This is a genomic window from Cohnella sp. GCM10027633 (assembly GCF_042675445.1).
In the GTDB taxonomy this organism is placed as follows: Bacteria; Bacillota; Bacilli; order Paenibacillales; family Paenibacillaceae; genus Cohnella.
Genome location: NZ_JBHTGV010000005.1, coordinates 115,630 through 133,949 on the forward strand (window position 1 = coordinate 115,630; position 18,320 = coordinate 133,949).

17 protein-coding genes and 1 riboswitch are annotated in these 18,320 nt (G+C 60.0%); of the genes, 11 read left to right on the forward strand and 6 right to left on the reverse strand.

The genetic code is table 11. The annotated features are described in order from the left end of the window. Nucleotides 1–217: 217 nt before the first annotated feature. Nucleotides 218–404, forward strand: a riboswitch (cobalamin riboswitch). A 295-nt stretch (nt 405–699) separates the two neighbouring features. From ACFQZG_RS14090 to ltrA, 8 genes are all read left to right on the forward strand, one after another. Further along, nucleotides 700–3,447 (forward strand): S-layer homology domain-containing protein, encoded by a 2,748-nt coding sequence (locus tag ACFQZG_RS14090; RefSeq protein ID WP_378153517.1) that lies wholly within the window; start codon nt 700–702, stop codon nt 3,445–3,447. 54 nt (nt 3,448–3,501) lie between these two features. Beyond that, the gene (locus ACFQZG_RS14095; protein ID WP_378153519.1) at nt 3,502–4,230 is read left to right on the forward strand and encodes a DUF4430 domain-containing protein; all 729 of its coding nucleotides are present in this window, start codon (nt 3,502–3,504) and stop codon (nt 4,228–4,230) included. Continuing rightward, complete coding sequence (locus ACFQZG_RS14100; RefSeq protein WP_378153521.1) at nt 4,227–5,120, forward strand: energy-coupling factor transporter transmembrane component T; 894 nt, start codon at nt 4,227–4,229, stop codon at nt 5,118–5,120. Before ACFQZG_RS14095 ends, ACFQZG_RS14100 begins: the two co-directional genes overlap by 4 nt. Further along, nucleotides 5,093–6,802 carry an ABC transporter ATP-binding protein gene (locus ACFQZG_RS14105; protein ID WP_378153523.1) on the forward strand — a complete coding sequence of 570 codons (1,710 nt, stop codon included), beginning with the start codon at nt 5,093–5,095 and terminating at the stop codon, nt 6,800–6,802. The genes ACFQZG_RS14100 and ACFQZG_RS14105 overlap by 28 nt, the downstream gene beginning before the upstream one ends. After that, a complete protein-coding gene (locus ACFQZG_RS14110) occupies nt 6,799–7,623 on the forward strand; it encodes an ECF transporter S component (RefSeq protein WP_378153525.1) in 825 nt (274 codons plus the stop codon). Before ACFQZG_RS14105 ends, ACFQZG_RS14110 begins: the two co-directional genes overlap by 4 nt. Before the next feature lie 19 nt (nt 7,624–7,642). Further along, nucleotides 7,643–7,930, forward strand: coding sequence for a 4a-hydroxytetrahydrobiopterin dehydratase (locus ACFQZG_RS14115; RefSeq protein WP_378153527.1), 288 nt, complete (start codon nt 7,643–7,645; stop codon nt 7,928–7,930). Between the two features lie 51 nt (nt 7,931–7,981). Continuing rightward, nucleotides 7,982–9,715, forward strand: a complete 1,734-nt coding sequence (locus tag ACFQZG_RS14120; RefSeq protein ID WP_378153529.1) for an ABC transporter ATP-binding protein — start codon at nt 7,982–7,984, stop codon at nt 9,713–9,715. Between the two features lie 462 nt (nt 9,716–10,177). After that, entirely contained in the window at nt 10,178–11,569 is a 1,392-nt protein-coding gene (gene ltrA / locus ACFQZG_RS14125; protein WP_378153531.1) for a group II intron reverse transcriptase/maturase, read from the forward strand. An 86-nt stretch (nt 11,570–11,655) separates the two neighbouring features. Here the strand turns inward: ltrA and ACFQZG_RS14130 are convergent, their stop codons facing one another. After that, the gene (locus tag ACFQZG_RS14130; protein WP_378153533.1) at nt 11,656–11,859 is read right to left on the reverse strand and encodes a DUF378 domain-containing protein; all 204 of its coding nucleotides are present in this window, start codon (nt 11,857–11,859) and stop codon (nt 11,656–11,658) included. Nucleotides 11,860–11,974: 115 nt separating this feature from the next. Continuing rightward, nucleotides 11,975–12,460 carry a GNAT family N-acetyltransferase gene (locus ACFQZG_RS14135; protein WP_378153535.1) on the reverse strand — a complete coding sequence of 162 codons (486 nt, stop codon included), beginning with the start codon at nt 12,458–12,460 and terminating at the stop codon, nt 11,975–11,977. A gap of 148 nt (nt 12,461–12,608) precedes the next feature. On the opposite strand from ACFQZG_RS14135, the gene ACFQZG_RS14140 reads away from it, so the two are divergent. Next, complete coding sequence (locus ACFQZG_RS14140; RefSeq protein WP_378153537.1) at nt 12,609–13,811, forward strand: MFS transporter; 1,203 nt, start codon at nt 12,609–12,611, stop codon at nt 13,809–13,811. A gap of 4 nt (nt 13,812–13,815) precedes the next feature. Here ACFQZG_RS14140 and ACFQZG_RS14145 read toward each other — a convergent pair whose 3' ends face one another. Both ACFQZG_RS14145 and ACFQZG_RS14150 read right to left on the reverse strand, forming a co-directional pair. Continuing rightward, nucleotides 13,816–14,130 carry a hypothetical protein gene (locus ACFQZG_RS14145; protein ID WP_378153539.1) on the reverse strand — a complete coding sequence of 105 codons (315 nt, stop codon included), beginning with the start codon at nt 14,128–14,130 and terminating at the stop codon, nt 13,816–13,818. After that, a complete protein-coding gene (locus ACFQZG_RS14150; RefSeq protein WP_378153541.1) occupies nt 14,127–14,492 on the reverse strand; it encodes a DUF6864 domain-containing function in 366 nt (121 codons plus the stop codon). Before ACFQZG_RS14150 ends, ACFQZG_RS14145 begins: the two co-directional genes overlap by 4 nt. 97 nt (nt 14,493–14,589) lie before the next feature. Here ACFQZG_RS14150 and ACFQZG_RS14155 point away from each other — a divergent pair, with 97 nt between their 5' ends. Further along, the gene (locus ACFQZG_RS14155; RefSeq protein WP_378153543.1) at nt 14,590–15,087 is read left to right on the forward strand and encodes a cysteine hydrolase family protein; all 498 of its coding nucleotides are present in this window, start codon (nt 14,590–14,592) and stop codon (nt 15,085–15,087) included. A 106-nt stretch (nt 15,088–15,193) separates the two neighbouring features. Here ACFQZG_RS14155 and ACFQZG_RS14160 read toward each other — a convergent pair whose 3' ends face one another. Further along, on the reverse strand, nt 15,194–15,679 hold the full coding sequence (locus tag ACFQZG_RS14160; RefSeq protein ID WP_378153545.1) for a hypothetical protein: 486 nt from the start codon (nt 15,677–15,679) through the stop codon (nt 15,194–15,196). A 206-nt stretch (nt 15,680–15,885) separates the two neighbouring features. Between ACFQZG_RS14160 and ACFQZG_RS14165 the strand changes: the two genes are divergently transcribed. Beyond that, nucleotides 15,886–16,734 (forward strand): sulfurtransferase, encoded by an 849-nt coding sequence (locus tag ACFQZG_RS14165; RefSeq protein ID WP_378153547.1) that lies wholly within the window; start codon nt 15,886–15,888, stop codon nt 16,732–16,734. 681 nt (nt 16,735–17,415) lie between these two features. On the opposite strand, the gene ACFQZG_RS14170 is transcribed toward ACFQZG_RS14165, so the two are convergent. Beyond that, nucleotides 17,416–18,294 carry a hypothetical protein gene (locus ACFQZG_RS14170; protein WP_378153548.1) on the reverse strand — a complete coding sequence of 293 codons (879 nt, stop codon included), beginning with the start codon at nt 18,292–18,294 and terminating at the stop codon, nt 17,416–17,418. Nucleotides 18,295–18,320: the final 26 nt, after the last annotated feature.

The window sequence follows — 18,320 nt, forward strand, 5'->3', positions numbered from 1 at the left end:
GGATTAGTAGAAGACGGTTCATAGACGTGAACGTCAACCGACACGTTAATAGGATTATCGACATTCCGGCTGCAAAGCTTTAGAGGGGAAACGCGATTTTCGAAGTTATTCGGAATTTATTCGAATCTCTTGGCCGTCCCGGGTTGATTCGCCAAGCTTTGCTAGGACTTAGGCTTATGGACAGTGCCAAGCCCTCGTGTTAAGATGGCAACACAAGTGAATTCGGCGGAAAACAGGTGCTCGCAAGAGCTTAATAGAGAAGTTCGGTGCAAACCCGACGCGGTCCCGCCACTGCCCATGGGGAGCGAACCGGAATGCCACTGCGCGTCTTACGGACGTATGCGGGAAGGCCCGGCAAGCGATGATCCAGGAGCCAGGAAACCTGCCTGTTTTCGACAAACACCCGATAACCTACGAGGAATAGGGGAGGTGTGGCGGCACTCGTTGCGTTCTTGCATGCTTGAGGCGGTAATCCGCCTGAAGGGCGGAATGCGGCGAAACACGAGGCGGGGTGCGTCCATTCGGGCGTATCTACTGCCGTTCGCGGTCATCGGCACCGCGAATTCGAAGTGTGGGCCATCACGCAAGCATCCCTCGGTCTTTCCGGGGGATGTTTTTTTGTTGTTACGAATGAGGGAGCTGCGATTCGCTTGATGACGGAGCCCGCAAGGGCCCATGGGAGTCGAGGGGGAGATCGGAATGGTATCGAAGGGGAAAATGTTGTCGAGAAAGTGGCTCGGCGTCTTATTGGCGCTGGCGATCGCGTTGCAAGGAGCGGCGGGATTAGGCGCGTTCGCAAGCGGCGCGCATGCGGAAGAGGCAGCGGTCGCCGCGCCTACGCGGGCGCAGGTGTCGGTGGCGCTCGGCAAGCTGCAGAGCTTATATGGAGCGGCTACTGTACCGCCGAGCGATTGGGTCGCGTTCGGCCTGGCGCGTTCGGGCAAGCCGGTTGCGGACAAGTATAAGAAGGTCGCCGAGAAGGCGGCTTCGGACGGCAGCCTGCGGCTCGCGACGGATTACGCTCGCGTCTCGCTCGCGGTCAACGCGAACGGCGGCGACGCCGCGAGCGTCGGGGCGGGCAAGGTCGACCTGCTCGGGAAGCTGGTCGGCATCGAGAAGATGACGGGGCAAGGGCCGAACGCGCCAGCCTACGCGCTGATCGCGATCGACGCGGCGGGCTACGAGCCGGGCAAGAACGCGGCATGGACGCGGGATAAGCTGGTCAAGTGGCTCGTCGACAACCGCAACGCGGACGGCGGCTGGTCGCTGTCGCCGGGCAAGAGCGACGTGGACGTCACGGGCATCGTGCTTACTGCGCTCGCGCCTTATCAAGAACGGGAGGACGTTCGCGGGATCGTCGACGGCGCGCTGACGTGGCTGTCCGCGGCGCAGCGTCCGACCGGCGGGTTCGGCGGACCGGCGGAATCGAGCGAGAGCGCGGTGCAGGTGCTCGTCGCGCTGACGTCGCTCGGCATCGACCCGATTAACGACGAGCGGTTCCAGAAGAACGGCGTATCGGCATTGGCGCGCTTGCTGGAGTTCCGGTCGGCCGATGGACGATTCGCGCACGCGATCGGCGGTCAAGCGGACGCAATGGCGACGTTCTACGCGCTGCTCGGATTGGCGGCGGTCGACCGTTGGCAAGACGGATTGCCGGGGTTGTACGCGGGTCTTGGTCAAGAGGCGACGACGGGCAAATATTCGGTCGTCGTTAACGGCCTGAACGGTCAGCTCGCGAGCGGAACGGCCGGCGGCCGCACGGCGCTCGAGGCGCTCGTAGGCGCGCTGAAGAGTACGGGAACGGCTTATACGATAGACCGTCATCCTCAATACGGCGCTTTCCTGACCGGAATCGGCGGCATCGCGAACGGCAAGCTCGGCGGTTACGACGGCTGGAACTTCGCGGTGAAGCGCGGCGGCCAGTGGGTCACGATCATGGAAGGCATGGCGACGTTCAAGCTGCAGGTCGGCGACGCGCTTTACGTCTACTATGGAGATTCGGCAACGCAGTTGATCCATTCGGTGACGTTCGAGCCGGCGAAGCCGCGCGCGGGACAGCCGGTGACGGTCAAGGTCGAGCAGGAAACGTACGATTGGGATAAAGGCGAGGTCGTCGTCTCTCCGGCTGCGGGCGCGACGGTAACGATCGGCGGACAGACCGCGGCGACGGACGAGAAGGGCGCGGCTACGTTCAGCTCGTTGCCTCAAGGCGAGCAAGCCGTGTCGGTTACGGGGTATGCGAGCGGCAAGGCGCCGACGTACGTGGCATGGCAATCGAAGCTTGCCTTCGCATCGTACACGAAGCGGGTTACGGTACGCGTCGAAGGAGATTCGGGCGTCATCGCTTCCGGGTTGTCGCATGGCGGTCTGGCGCTGGAGGCGGTGGAAGCGCTGCTGAAGGCGAAGGGCGTGAAGTATAACGTCGCATCGATGAGCTTCGGCAAGTATATCGATTCGGTAGCGGGCGTAGATGCGGGCAAGTACGGCGGCTACGACGGTTGGTACTTCGCGGTGAACCGCGAAGGCAAGTGGTTCGCGCCATCGGTCGGCTCGGACGCGTTCCTGCTCGAAGACGGCGACGAGGTGCTCGTCTACTACGCGGGCGGGGCGACGAAGCTGGCGGAATCAGTGGTCGTAACGCCGGCGAATCCGAAGCCGGGTCAAGACGTAACGGTGAAGGTATCGTATCGTCCGGTGAATCCGGAGACGTACGCGTTGGACCCTGCGCAGCCGGTTGCCGGCGCGACGGTGAAGGCGGGAGCGGTCACGGCGGTTACCGACGCGAACGGCAACGCGGTATTGAAGGGCTTGAAGGAAGGCTTCTATACGCTGGAAGTAACGGGCTACGCGAAGGACGCTGTGCCTAACGTCGCGCGGATCGCGCAGGCGCTCGCGGTAGCCGGCAGCTATGCGGACGAGAAGGCGATCGCGGCGTGGGCATTGCCGTCGGCAGCGATCGCGAGAGCGTCCGGCACGCTGCTCGGCGTAGGCGACAGCGCGAAGGCCGCGTTCAAGCCGCAGCAAGCGGTCACCCGCGCGGAATTCGTGGCGGCGCTCGCGCGCGCGCTCGGATTGAGCGCGACTAGCGGCAAGACGGCGTTCGCCGACGTGCCGGCTAGCGCTTGGTACGCAGACGAGGTAGCCGCTGCGGTGAAGGCCGGTCTGGTTAGCGGCGTGTCCAAGACGCAATTCGCTCCGGACGCGACGTTGACCCGCGAGCAAGCGGCGATTCTGCTGACGCGCGCGCTGAAGCTGAAGGGTGAAGGCGTTACCGCGCTGAAGGACCTCGGCCAAGTGAGCGCGGGAGCGGGCGACGCGGTGCAAGCGGTGTTGTCGACCGGCTGGATGACGGCGTACGAGGGCAGCTTCTCGCCGAAGGCGAAGCTGACTCGCGAGCAAGCGGCGGTCATCGCCGCTCGCCTCGTCGTCGCGAATCGCGTGAAATAAGAGGCCGGCGCATAGAGTAGATAAGATTAGATTCGAAGGAAGGAGGGGAAGCGAATGGGCGTAACGCGGAAGAGGACGCGAGGGTCGATCGGCAGCATCGTCGCCATATGGCTCATCTTGCTGGCCCTATTGGCGGGGTGCGCAGGCGCCGATGCGAACGAGGCTGCGAATACCGCGCCGTCGACGGGAGCGGCGAATGCCGAAACCGCGGCACCGCCCGATGCTTCTCCTGCTTCGATAGATGAAACGCCGAGCGAGACGCAGCAATCGGGCGCCGTTACGTCGCCGCCCGCGAGCGAGATCGCGAAGCCCGCGGACAACGAGGGCAGCGAACCCGCGAAAGCTTCTCCGCCGCCGAAGACGGCAACGCCGTCCGCGGAACCCTCGTCGCCGATCGTCTCCGAGCAGCCGGCAGTCGAGGTCGAGAAGATCATTACGTTCTCGATCGTCGGCAACGCGGAGTGGGGGACGATCGTAGACGGCGAGACGGTCGAGCTGAAGGACGGGGATACCGCGGCTTCCGTGCTGAAGCGCGTCGCGAAGGCGCACCGCTTGGCTTACGAAATTCGCGGCAGCGGCGCGATGACTTATATAGAAGGAATCGACGGATTATACGAATTCGACCACGGACCGACGAGCGGCTGGAAGTTCCGAGTGAACGGCCAAGCGCCGGACATCGGCGCGGGAGCCTACGAGCTCAAGCCGGGAGACCGGCTGGAGTGGCTCTACGTCGAGAGCGACGAGCTCGCCGAGTCGGGTTCGGGAGAGGAGCCGCGGCCATGAACGAAGGCTTCGGATTCCGCTCGCTGCATCCGATCGTATTGCTTGCCTACTATGCCGGAGGGATAACCTTCGGCATGTTGTTGTTTCATCCGGTATTGCTCGCCGCGGCATGGTTAGCTGCGATCGTCGTGAACCTGCACTTGGACGGCGGGCGAGAGTGGCGGCGATGGAGCGTGCCGATGATCGTCGGCTTCGTGCTCATCATGGTCACGAATCCGCTGCTCTCCCATCGCGGCCGAACGGTCATTACGTATTGGGGAGACATGCCGCTGACGTTGGAATCCGTCGTGTATGGCGTCACGCTGGCGCTGTCGATCCTGTACGTGCTGACGCTTTTCTTCTCGTACCGGCTCGTCATGACGGAGCAGAAGTTCCTGTTCCTGTTCACGAGAGTCTCGCCGAAGGCGGCGCTCGTCGCCATGATGGCGACCGGCCTCGTGCCGCGGCTGCGCCGCCGGATGAACGAGCTGATGCTGATCCAGCGAACGCGCGGCGTGACGGTGACGGAAGGCTCGCTCGCCGCTCGGGCGCGGAACGGCGCGAGTCTCGTCGGAACGCTGCTCGCTTGGACGCTCGAGGACGCGCTGCAGACGGCGGACTCGATGCAAGCGCGAGGTTACGGCACGGGGGCGCGCAGCACCTATCTGGGCTATCGATTCCGCGCCAGAGACGGGTGGACGCTCGGCGGGCTGGCCGTCTGCGCCGCGGTAATCATCGCGGCATGGGGCGGCGGTCACGGCATGATGGCCATCTATCCGAAGCTGGGCAGCTTCCGGCTGACGGCCGGAGACGCGGTGGCGATGGCAAGTTATATCGGGTACCTATTCGTGCCGCTAGGCTGGGAATGGAGGGATCGCGGCAAATGGCGCATCTTAACGTCGAACAAGTAACCTTCTCTTATCCGGATGCGGCCGTTCCCTCGCTCTCAGCCGTAACCTTGCGCGTGCGGCGCGGCGAATTCGTCGTGCTGTGCGGACCTTCGGGCAGCGGCAAGTCGACGCTGCTGCGCCTGCTGAAGCGGGAGGTGTCGCCCGGCGGCCGCATGAGCGGCGAGATCCTGCTGGACGGCACGCCGCTTCGCGAATGGCCGGCGCGGGAGCTGGCGGCTCAAGTCGGCCTCGTCATGCAGCATCCGGACAACCAGCTCGTCGTCGACACGGTGGAGCACGAGCTCGCGTTCGGTATGGAGAACTTCGGCCTGCCGCGGGATGCGATGCGCCGCCGATTGGCGGAGATGGCCGGTTTCTTCGGCTTGGAGCCGCTCTTGGACAGGCGCACGGACGAGCTGTCCGGCGGGCAGAAGCAGCTCGTGAACTTGGCGGCGGCGATCATGCTGCAGCCGCGCGTGCTGCTGCTCGACGAGCCGCTCGCGCAGCTCGATCCGCTGGCGGCGCGGGAGCTGCTCGGCATGGTCAAGCGGCTGAACTACGAGTGGGGCATCACGGTCGTCATGAGCGAGCATCGACTCGACGACCTGCTTCCGTTGGCGGACCGGATCGTCCGCATGGAGCGGGGCGAGATCGCCTTCGACGGCGAGCCGAAGGCGTTCGCGCGCGAGGCATGGCAACGGCGGAATGCGCATTGGGACGCGGCGCTGCCGCCGGTCACGCGTTGGGCGCTGGCGCAAGATGCGGCGATCGCCGAGCCGCCGCTGACGGTCAAGGAAGCGCGGACTTGGCTCGCTTCGCAGGCCGGTAGGTCGGCGCGACCGCAACCGGCGCCGCCCCTGACGCGAAGGGATAGTGACGAGATGGAGCGCGCGCTCCTTCTGACTCGAGGGGATCGTGACGAGAAGCGCGAGGAGAAGCAGCTCGACGCGCGAGAGCTGTTCTTCGCCTACGACAAGAGATCGCCCGCCGTGCTAAGGGGCTTGGATTGGCAAGTCGCCCGAGGCGATTGGATCGCGTTGTTCGGCGGCAACGGCAGCGGCAAGTCGACGCTGCTCCAGCTTCTCGCCGGGCTTCGCGAGCCGCTGCGCGGCGACATCCGGTTGAATGGCACGCCGCTTCGGCGCATATCATCGAAGACGAAGTTCTCCTCGATCGGCTACCTGGCCCAGAACCCGCTGCTTCATTACGCGCACGAGAGCTTGTACGCCGATCTGATGTCGGCCGCGGCCCGCGCTGGCGTGGCGGGAGCGGACAACGCGGACCGGGAAGTGCGCCGGCTCGCGGAACGGTTCGGCTTAAGCGGGCTGCTCGATCGCCACCCGCACGATCTGAGCGGCGGCGAGCAGCAGCTCGGCGCGCTAGCGATGACGCTGTTCGGCAAGCCGGAGCTGCTGCTCCTCGACGAACCGACGAAGGGGCTCGATCCGTATCGGAAGAAGGCGCTCGGCGAGCACCTGAGCGACGTTCACCGTCAAGGAACGACGCTACTCCTGGCGACGCACGACGTGGAATTCGCCGCCGCGCACGCGAATCGCTGCGCGCTGCTATTCCGCGGCGAGATCGTCGCGGACGGCGAGCCGGAGCCGTTCTTCCAAGGCAACGTGTTCTACGCGCCTTCGCTTCACAGGTTGATCGGCGAGCCGCATAACGCGGCTATGCGGGAGGTGACAACGCAACGATGACACGGAAATCGGCGCCAGCACCAACCGCACCAACCGCACCAACAGCGTCAACCGCACCAACAACGCCGCATCGCAAGCGCACGCTCTCCGCCAAGCTGCTCATCGTTCCGATCGCCGCCGCTTACGTCGCTCTCGCCTACCTGGCGCTGGAGCGGGGCAATTCGCTGCTCATCGGCCTCGTGCTCGTGCTGCTGTCGATGATCCCGTTCGCGCTGCGCTTCGAGCGCCGCGAGCGCAAAGCCCGCGAGCTCATGCTGATCGCGGTCATGGCGGCCGTCGCGACGGTGAGCCGCATCCCGTTCGCCGCGTTGCTGCCCGGGTTCACGCCGGTCACGTTCGTCGTCATCGTCTCGGGCGTCGTTTTCGGCGCGGAGGCAGGCTGGATGGTAGGAGCAACGGCGGGGCTCGTGTCGAACTTCTTCCTCGGCCAAGGGCCGTGGACGCCTTGGCAGATGTTCGCATGGGGCATGGCCGGCTACACCGCCGGACTGTTCGCGCACCGCAGCGAATGGCGTCGGAAGCGGCTGCCACTCTCTCTGTTCGGGCTTGCGTGGGGCTTTCTTTTCGGATGGATCATGAACGTCACCCTCGCCCTCGACCAATGGATGCAGACGCGTTCGTGGGACGCGGTTCTCGCCAAGTACGCGCTCGGCCTTCCGTTCGAGACGATCCATGCGACGGCCAACGTCTTCTTCATCCTGGCGTTCGCGTCTTCGTGGATTCGGCTATTGGAACGGTATCGACGAAAGTACGGGGCGTTGGAGCGGATCGACCTCGTCGCGGAGAAGCCGCAAACATCAAGAGCTGCCGCAAGGCAATGAAGCATAAGGAGGCTACCCCATGGCCAAGCAACCGCTGCTAACCGAGCAAGAACTGCAAGACCACCTCGCCGGGCTCGAAGGCTGGAAGCTCGAGGAGAACGGTAAGACGATTACGCGGAAGTACCTGTTCCCTTCCTTCCCCGAGGCGGTCGCATTCGTGAACAAGGTCGCGGACATCGCGGAGGCGCAGGTGCACCATCCGTTCATCTCGATCGATTATCGCAAGGTGACGCTGCGACTGACGACATGGTACTCGGGCGGGCTTACGATGCTGGACATCCACGCCGCGAAGGCTTACGATCAGTAGAGCGGCATGGCCGCCAATCGCACGATTGTCGCTCTCACGGAGGCATAAGGAATGATTCGTCGTTTTTTAGTATTTTATAAGCCGTATAAGAAGCTGTTCATGCTCGACTTCAGTTGCGCGATCGCGGTCGCCTTGCTGGAGCTCGCGTTCCCGATGGGCGTCCAGTGGATGATCGATTCGCTGCTGCCGACCGAGAACTGGGGCAAAATCACGTGGGTGTGCGCGACGCTGCTCGCGATGTATCTCCTGAGCATGGGCTTGCAATTCGTCGTTAACTATTGGGGCCATAAGCTCGGCATCAACATCGAGACGGACATGCGCCGCAAGCTGTACGAGCACGTGCAGAAGCTGTCGTTCCGGTTCTTCGACAACACGAAGACGGGGCAGATCATGAGCCGGATGACGAACGACCTGTTCGATCTCGGCGAGATGGCGCACCACGGGCCGGAGGATCTGTTCATCGCGCTCATGACGCTCGCGGGCGTGTTCGGCATCATGTTCATGGTGAACTGGGAGCTCGCGCTCATTACGTTCGTCGCGGTGCCGCTGCTGGCTTGGATTATCGTCTACTTCAACCAGAAGCTGAACAAGGCCGCGACGACGATGTTCGAGCAGATCGCCGAAGTGAACGCGCGCGTCGAAGACAGCGTCCAAGGCATCCGCGTCGTGAAGTCGTTCAGCAACGAGAAGTTCGAGATGGAGCGATTCACGGAACGCAATCGCGGGTTCCGCCTCGCGAAGCTTCGCTCGTATCTGACGATCTCGTACACGTCGGCCAGCATCTACATGCTGACGCGGCTCATCCTGATCATCGTGCTCGTGTTCGGCGCCTGGTACACGTACCAAGAGCGGCTGACTCCGGGCGAGTTGGTCGGATTCCTGCTGTACGTGAATATTTTCATGAAGCCGATCGAGAAGATCAACGCGCTCTTGGAGCTGTATCCGAGGGGGATGGCCGGCTTCCGCCGGTACTGCGAACTGATGGACACGGAGCCGGACGTGAAGGACGCGCCGGACGCGATCGATGCGGGACGCCTGCGGGGCGACATCTCGTTCGATCGGGTAACGTTCGGGTACGAGAACCACGCGCACGTGCTGAAGGACATTAACCTGAGCATTCGCTCGGGCGAGACGGTGGCTCTGGTCGGTCCTTCGGGAGCGGGCAAGTCGACGCTGACGAGCTTGATCCCGCGGTTCTACGAGATCGACGAAGGCGCGGTGACGATCGACGGGACCGACATTCGCCGGATGACGCAGCAGTCGCTGCGCAGCCAGATCGGCATCGTGCAGCAGGACGTGTTCCTGTTCAACGGAACGATCCGCGAAAATATCGCCTACGGACGCCTCGACGCCACCGAAGAGGAAATCTGGGACGCGGCGCGCAAGGCGAATCTCGAGCAGATGCTCAAGGGGCTGCCGGAAGGGCTCGACACGTTCATCGGCGAACGCGGCCTGAAGCTGTCCGGCGGTCAACGCCAGCGGCTGTCGATCGCGCGGATCTTCCTGAAGAATCCGCCGATTCTCATTCTGGACGAAGCGACGTCCGCGCTCGATACCGAGACGGAGCAGCAGATCCAGCAGGCGCTCGAAGAGCTGTCGGTCAACCGGACGACGCTCATCATCGCGCACCGGCTGGCGACGATCCGCCACGCGGACCGCATCGTCGTCGTGACGGAGGAAGGCATCGAGGAAGACGGCACGCACGAGGCGCTCATCGCCAAGGGCGGCACGTACGCGCGGCTGAACGCGGCGCAGTTCGGGACGCCGATTCCTTCGACGGTATAGCACCCATATAAGCAATAGAAAGCCGCCGGAGGTAACCCCCGGCGGCTTCTTCGTAGTACGCCCAGCATGGGCGTCATCTCTAGGGTGAAAGTCCCGAACGGGGGCTGGCGAACGCCTACCGTTAGCCAAGAGCAAGGGTGTCTGCCGTGAGGCAGAATCTGAAGGAAGCTGGAGGCAAATGCACGAGCCAAGGTACACGAACTGGATTTGAGGCAGAGTTAGCCGGATGAGTCACCTATACATGACGAAATCCTAAGTCGCCAAAGGCTCTCCCTGTAGACTCCAGTGGCTGCGGGCAGAAAGATGACGTTCTTATCTGGGGAGACCTGTGGAATAGGCGAACTAAGTTCGTAACCGCGACTGAGAAGCCGCGCAGAATCCACAGGAGTCAGCAGAAGCCATAGTACGCAGGGGGTTGCAACGCCTTGCGGAAGGGCTGAACCGAAAGGAGAGAGGAAGCCGATGCGTTCGCACGAAGAGCAAAGACAGCAGAAAATCTCGCAAGAGAGCTCACGGCAAAGAGAAGCGGTGAAGCCGCTAGGGTATGCCGGAGCGCCGAGTTCTTCGTCGGCACAAGTCGCCCCTCCCTCTCGCGAAGACCAAAACGAACTGTTGGAGCGAATGCTCGAAGGGAACAACCTTCGACTCGCCTACAAGCGGGTGGTACAAAACGGAGGAGCCCCGGGTGTGGACTGTGTAACGGTAGCAGAGCTACAAGCTTACCTGAAAACGCGCTGGGACGCGGTGAAAACCGCTCTTCTCACAGGAACGTACAGACCGATGCCCGTCAAACGGGTGGAAATCCCCAAACCCGGAGGCGGCGTGAGGCTGCTCGGTATCCCGACCGTAATGGACCGCTTTCTCCAACAGGCACTTCTACAAGTGATGAACCCCATTTTCGATGCAGATTTTTCTTGGCACAGCTACGGCTTTCGCCAAGGAAAACGAGCGCACGACGCGGTAAAGCAAGCCCAGCGCTACATCCAAAGCGGTCTGCGATGGGTTGTAGACATGGATCTAGCCAAGTTCTTTGACCGAGTGAATCACGACATGCTTATGGCAAGAGTGGCGCGGAAAGTAACGGACAAGCGTGTCCTGACTCTAATCCGAGCCTATCTGAATGCCGGAGTTATGGCAGATGGGACGCTGGAAAAGACGGAAGAAGGAACGCCACAAGGCGGGCCCTTAAGTCCGCTTCTAGCCAATATCTTGCTAGATGATCTGGACAAAGAATTAACCAAACGAGGGCTACGGTTTGTCCGCTACGCGGACGACTGTAATATATTCGCGGCTAGCCGACGAGCTGGGTTGCGCGTGATGGAGTCGGTCACTCGCTATGTGGAAGGAAAGCTGAAACTAAAAGTGAATCGAGAGAAAAGCGCGGTAGACCGACCTTGGAACCGCAAGTTCTTAGGTTTTAGTTTTCTCATGGACAAGCAAGCAACGATTCGATTAGCACCACAGACCATCTCCCGATTCAAGGAGAAGATTAGGGAGCTGACGAGTCGAACGCGCTCGATGTCCATGGAGAGCCGCATTACCATGCTTAACCGCTACCTCGTTGGATGGATAGGCTACTTCCGACTAGCGTCCGCGAAGAAACATTGCGAGAAATTCGACCAATGGATTCGTCGCAGATTACGCATGTGCTTGTGGAAGCAATGGAAACGGGTACGCACCCGAATCCGCGAACTCCACGCGCTAGGCGTACCTAATTGGGCTTGTCTAATAATGGCCAACTCACGTCGAGGTACGTGGGAAATGTCTCGAAACATAAATAACGCCCTTCCGACTTCCTATTGGGAAGCGAAAGGGCTGAAAAGTATGCTTTCACGTTACCTGGAGCTTTGTTAACTTTTCGGAACCGCCGTATGCGGACCCGCATGTACGGTGGTGTGAGAGGACGGGGGCTAGCCGCCCCCTCCTACTCGATCCTTGAATCAGTCGTCCTTCGCGACCTTCGGCAGGAGCGCCAGCGCGTACAGCGCGGCGACGCCGATGACGGTATAGACGATTCTCGACCCCACTTCGTCCGCACCGTCGAAAATCTCGCTAACGACGTCGTACTCGAACAAACCGACCGACAACCAGTTGAGACCACCTAGGATGATGAGAATCAGTGCCGCTAGATTGAGCGCTTTCACTCTGGAATTGCCTCCTTTGGGGGCGGCTGCGACGCTGCCCTGATCTGGGAACACTTCCTAACGCTATCCAGTCGAATCTGGTTGACCACTATAAGTTATGTGCGGGGCGCGAAGGTTATGCTTGTTGCCACACCATGCAGTAGATATAGACGATGCCGTGCGTCGCCCGACGCGAATAGCGATCGGTCACCTTGAACCCGGCTTTCTCGTAGGCGCGAATGGCGCGCTTGTTCCACTGCTCGACCTCGAGATCGATCTCCGCGCCAGGCTTGCGTCTTCCAGCCTCTACGACCGCGAGCTTGATGATCGCGGGTCCGAGCCCCTTGTCGCACAGGTCGGGGCGCAGTCCGATGCCGACGCGGATCGCGCGGTCGAGCGGGAACAGCTGCACGTAGCCGATCAGCTCCTCGCTGCCTGCGTCGTCCGCATCGCGAACGGACAGATATTGCTGGCGACGAATGTCGGCGTCCGCGAACTCGCGGCCATCGCGCAGCATGTCGGCCCATGCAGGCCATCGGTACACGTCGTAAGGAGGCGGATAGCGCCACTGGCTGACGGCTTGCGCCTCTTGCTCAGTCATCGGATGTAGTTGCGGGTTCATGGCGGTCTCTCCTTATTTTCCGGTACGGGCTAGGTGCTTCCAGTATACAGGATCGGATAGCGATACGACACAATGCCGCATATCGAGGGGGTCTGGGGTCATGGTATGATGGGAGGGCACCACCGCAATCGCATCAGGGGAAGGGGTAATGTACATCATGAATCGGTTGCTCTTCTTGGCATGTACCGCATTCATCGTAGTCGGATTAGGGCAATTGGTCGTCGGCGCGGTCATGGAGCCGATGGTTCAATCATATGGCATCAATTACGGGGCGGGCGGACAGCTCGTCATGCATCAGTTCCTCGGCGGAATGGTCGGGGTCATGCTGGCACCGCTGTTAATCGGCCGAATCGGCAAAAAAAAGCTGCTGCTCTCGGCGCTCGCGATCATGACGATCGCGGAAGCGGTGTACGTGAGCCAGCCTTCGTGGGGACTCATGCTTACGGCGGCACCGTTCGCGGGCTTCGGCTTCGGCACGACCGAGGCGGTCGTCGCCTCGTTCATCATCGGCTCGGCCGGCAAAGACGCGAACGTGGCGATGAGCCGCGTCGAGGTGTCGTTCGGCGTCGGGGCGCTGCTCATGCCGTTCGTCGGAGCTTGGCTGATCTCGATCGATCAGTGGGTAGCGGCGTTCGCGGTCGTCAGCGCGTTGGCGGCCATAACGTTGATTCTATGGATGATCTGGTGGCCGTCGGTGTTGGATCAGCCGGTCAGCGCGCAGGCGGTGGCCGCGGCCGCGAAGGAGCGGAGCGCCATGAGCCGCGGGCGGATCGCGATGATTCTGCTCGGGGGCGCGCTGTTCTTCCTCGTGTACGTCGGCTTCGAGATGAGCTTCGTCCACTACTTGCCGTCGCTGCTCGTTCAGAATAACGGGCTCGCCGAATCGACGGCGTCGATCTCGATTAGCGTATACTGGGGCGCGATGGTGCTCGGCCGATTGGTGTCGGGTCACGCGGCGGACCGGTGGGGCAGCGGCACGTACATGATGGTCACGTGCGTATTATGCGCCGTTCTGTTCACCGCGTTCGGCGGGGTCGAGAACGTATCGGGCGCGTTCGTCATCGCCTTCTTGACCGGGCTGGCCATGTCCGGCATGTACTCGGTCGCGCTCGTGTTCGTGAACCGCGCGGTGCCGGGCATGTCCGAGAAAACAACAAGCCTCATGATGGTATTCGCCGGCATCGGCGGCGCGTTCATGCCGAAGCTGACCGGCTGGTTCCTCGACGAGCACGGTACGGACGCGACGCGCTGGCTGTTCGCCGTCATGGCGGTCGTCATGCTGGCCGTCATCACGTGGGCGCTGCTCGTCGCGCGGCCGGAGAAGCGCAAGGTTGCGCAGACGGCGGCGTAAACGCCTATTGTCCGCCGTCCTTGGAGCGAGACCCGATCAAGTAGCCGATAATCGTCGATTCGACGGGCAGCACGACGAGCGTCCACATGTCCTTCAGCCCGAATTCGGGCGAGCGATGCTTGTCGGGCAGCAGCGTATAGGCGAGCGCCACGAGCAGGATGCCCAGCGCGATTGTGCCGACAATATACAGGCGGACGTTCTCGCCGGAGCCGAAGAAACGCCCGAGAATGCCGAGCTCCGCCTTGCGGCGTTCCGTCTCCGCGTTCGCGGCGATGATCTTGCTGGCGACCTTCGGGTCTTGGACTTCGATCTTGTTCATGTCCCGTCGACCCCCTCGCCGGCGAAGAACGTGAACGTCAGCGACCACGCGCTTGAATCGAAGTTAATGAGCACCTCGTACCGGAGAGACAGCTTGCGGTTGTTCAGCACGCCCAGATGGATCAAGTCGTGGTTGCCGGTGGGCTTGCCCCGGGGGAAGTTCACGCACGCGATGCGAACCTCGTTATAGCGAACGAGCCGAATGTCGGTCGTGAAGTCGTTACGCTCTGGTTCCCTTTCGATACAGAAGACGAACTTGAGCGGATCGTTCTCCTCGGACAAGGTGACCTCGATCGGATTCATCCCGTACGCGAACACTCTCCCGTGATAGACGACCTCGTAACCTCCGGACGATATTTTCACCAGGGCATCCCTCCGCAATCTCGTTAGTACAGTGTACGATGCGGGGGAGGGGGACATGACTAGGATGATTACCTTACACCATGAAGGAGCAACTATGATGAGAGTCGGATTCATCGTTATCGATATGCAAGCCGCTCACTTGAAGGGCGTAGAGAAGAGCCTCGTGAGTAGAGCTTGCGAGTATATTAATCATGTATCCGGGATGTTCCGATCTCAAGGGCATGTCGTGATCCACGTCCAAGACATCGAAGACCGGACGGAAGCGAATCGAGACGAGTTCCTCACGATTCCGGAAGTTCAGATGGACGACAACGACCCGGTCGTGACCAAGGTGTATACGAATTCGTTCTGGAAGACCGAGCTGGAACAGCTGCTGCGAGATCAAGGCATTGAGATGATCATCCTGGCAGGATATGCCGCGGAGCACTGCGTCTTAGGTACCTATAACGGAGCCCGCGAGAGAGGATTCACGCCCGTCATTCTGCAGCATGGCGTGCTGAGCAAGCATGCCGACGTCATTACGGCGACGTACAGGGATCGGAATATCGTCTCGTATTCCGTTGTTCCGTATTTGTTGGGGAAGTCCGCGAAGTAGAAGCGCGATTGACCCGTAAGCGGTCACGTCGTGCATCATGTCCATCGTACGGGTCACGCTCATGGGGGCGTGGCCTTTTTTTCGCGTTGTGCGATTGGAGCCGAGCTCAGCAGTTGCCCTTGCAGTTGTTGTAGATCCGCTCCGCTTCTTGCAAGCATTCTTGCGCCGGCCGGCCTCTGAGTCTGCAGGCAACGATGTATTGGGAGTAAGCCAGTCGGCACAACGGAACCCTGATGAAGCAGGGCATGAGCTGCGGGATCGGGTTGTTCTTATCGAACTTGCGCAGTTCCTTGGCCAGCTTGTCGAAGGCTCGGGCCAAGGCATTGCCGAGCTTGTTGAGCTTGCGATCGTCATACACGCGGAATTGCTTCCGGATCCGCTTCGACGTGCCCTCCGACTTCGGCGTCACGCTACTCGAAGCGACCACGAGCGGTTTGCCGTCTAACGAGATCTGCATGACGCCGTCTAGGCTGCCGTTCGGGACGCGCTGGGTTTCGACGAAGCCGACTTCCAAGAGGCCCTCCTTCGTCTTCACCTGGGCGTCCGCGGAGAATATCGCCGTATCTTCGACTTGCTTGAACACAATCGCCATCGTCGTTCTCCTCCCTTGTGCATTCATCTATATCTCATGCCGAACAGGGCGGGAAGGCAACGGATAATGATCTATGCGGACCGAAAATAATTCGTTAACGCTGGGACGCGTTGAGTCTCCGATTGGGCGTGGTCGATGGTGGCATAATGGCGCTCGTCCTGCGATAATGAGGGTATATAGCGAGGATTGAGGAGGCTTATACGCACATGCAAAATATCGTTCCAATGAAATGGTTGTTCGCCAGACTGTACGAGTCCGACATCGTCATCGTCGACTGCCGGTTCCAGCTCGGTAAGCCCGACGCCGGCCGACAGGCTTACGAAGAGTCGCACATTCCAGGCGCTGTGTATCTGGATCTGGAGAAGGATCTGTCCGGGCCTTTGGAGGCTGATGGACACGGTGGTCGGCATCCGTTGCCGGACATCGCCGACCTGACCGCAACGCTGAGCCGTGTCGGCATCGGCAACGCTTCCCGCATCGTCGCCTACGACGATCAAGGCGGGGCGATGGCTTCCCGCTTGTGGTGGCTGTTGAAGTATCTGGGCCATGAGCAAGTGTACGTGATGGACGAGGGCTTCACGGCTTGGCGCGCGGCTGGATTGTTGGTCAACGCCGATCAGAAGGTGCTAATCCCGGCTCCTTTCCTCGCGACAGTGCAACACAACATGCTCGTCGAGGTGGAAGAAGTGCAGGAGATCGTCGCGGCGGCGGACGGGTCTGTGGTTCTGGTGGATTCTAGGGAAGCACCGCGCTATCGCGGGGAAGTCGAGCCGCTGGATAAGAAGGCGGGGCACATTCCAGGCGCGATCAATCGCTTCTGGAAGGACGGGCTTGGCGAGGGCGGAGCTTGGAAGGATGAAGCGGGACAGGCGGCAAGATTCGAGGATTTGCCTCGGGATAAGCCGATTGTTGTGTACTGCGGCTCCGGCGTTACGGCTACGCCGAACGTGATCGCGCTTCAGGAAGCGGGATTCAGCAAGGTTAAGCTGTATGCGGGTAGTTGGAGTGATTGGATTTCCTACGCGGACAATCCGATTGAGACGGGAGAAGAGTAAGAACCGAGAACCCTCGTCGGACACGGATTTGAGGGCTGTGACAGGTTGCTTCTTGATGACCTGTTGCAGCCCTCTTTGGACTTTTCTGTCAACAGATTGCAAACAAGAACCCGACGAAAGCAGTTGCAGGAACCCCGGAGCCAGCAACAGTCCGGCAGTCATGTCAGGTTGCCCGACAGTCCAGCAGCAGCCGGAACCGAACACAGGAACAGCAAGAGCAAGCTAGATTCAGCCACAGCATGGGTACTCGCTTGGCTTCTCTTGCTTGCTCTCGGATTATTATTCAGCCACTCCCCCGGTAAGGGTTAAGTCGGGGGTCACTTGGGGTTCAGTTCGGGGTACAGTCGCTCGTTATCGCTCGTAGCGGTTCTGCTGCTTGGGGTTCAAGAGGTTCAGTCAGGTTTGCATTACTCCGGGTTGCTGCGTTTGCATCTTCCTATTGCTGTGTTCCTCTTGGGGGTTAAATATCGATTGTACCCCCTGAACCCTTGTAAGCCGGAGCCGTTCGGAGCGGCTAGGGCTCGCCTGAACCCCTGACTGCCCCCCGGCTGCACCCTACTGTACCCCTGAAGCGGCAGGGAAAGCTGTGGGTTCGGCGCGACTGCTGTTGCGTTGCTCAGTAGCTCATCCAGCTTGGCTGCTGCTTGCTCCTCCAATCCCGGCAAAACGTGCGAATAACTTTCAAGCGTGTTTTGAAGCTTTAGCCCCCAGTATTCGATTATAATCTTCAATTATTTCATAGTAACCCATGCCATTAAAAGTGAAATTAATGTAACTATCAGGCTCGATATTATAACCTAAATTGGCCTTTTTAATAGTACCAATACAACAGCAAATTACCTCCTCTTTCAAGGACCTTTTCAAGTTAACATACTTTTTGAATAACTCAAACTGAGCAAATTCAGTTTTGTTGTTAGCTACAAAATCCGGCTGAAAGCGAATTTTCACGCTACCTTGCTGCTTTGGAGTAAGGTTAATATAAGCGTAATCATCAAAGACGTACATGCTCCTAACCTGTCCGATAACACAACGTACTTCCCTAAGATCAGCTTCACTTAATGCGTCGAAGAGTCTGGTATAAATGTACGGACCTTTACCAGTATCCTTCTCAACAGCATCACTCGCTAACGTTGCTGCTCCAGAATCACCGGACGCCTCCGAGCCTCCATAATGGTTATGGGGGACGTTGGTCGTGGAATCTTCCGAATGCTCCGGTTTCTTCGTATAACTTTCATACGCTCTTTTTAGTTTATCTCGAATTTGCTTTGAAGATGGCCTGTACTTAGATTCTTCTTCTGTATTTGTAGCACCAGCACCTTCGTTATCCGAATATTCAACTGCGTTTTTGCAGCCTTCTTTATGTACCTTTTTTGGCCAAGTCTTAAAGAATTTACTTTCCGTGTCCTTCCTCTCGACAAATGACAATAGGGTTTTACAGCCTGACTCGGTACAAAATAATTTTTTGCGATATTCTGCTTCATACAAATCTTTAGTTAATAAGGAGGCTGCTATGGGTTTTTGGATATCACCGGATTTGTAGAGTGCTTTTTCAATTTTCATAGTTCGCAACCTCCTCTAAATAAATA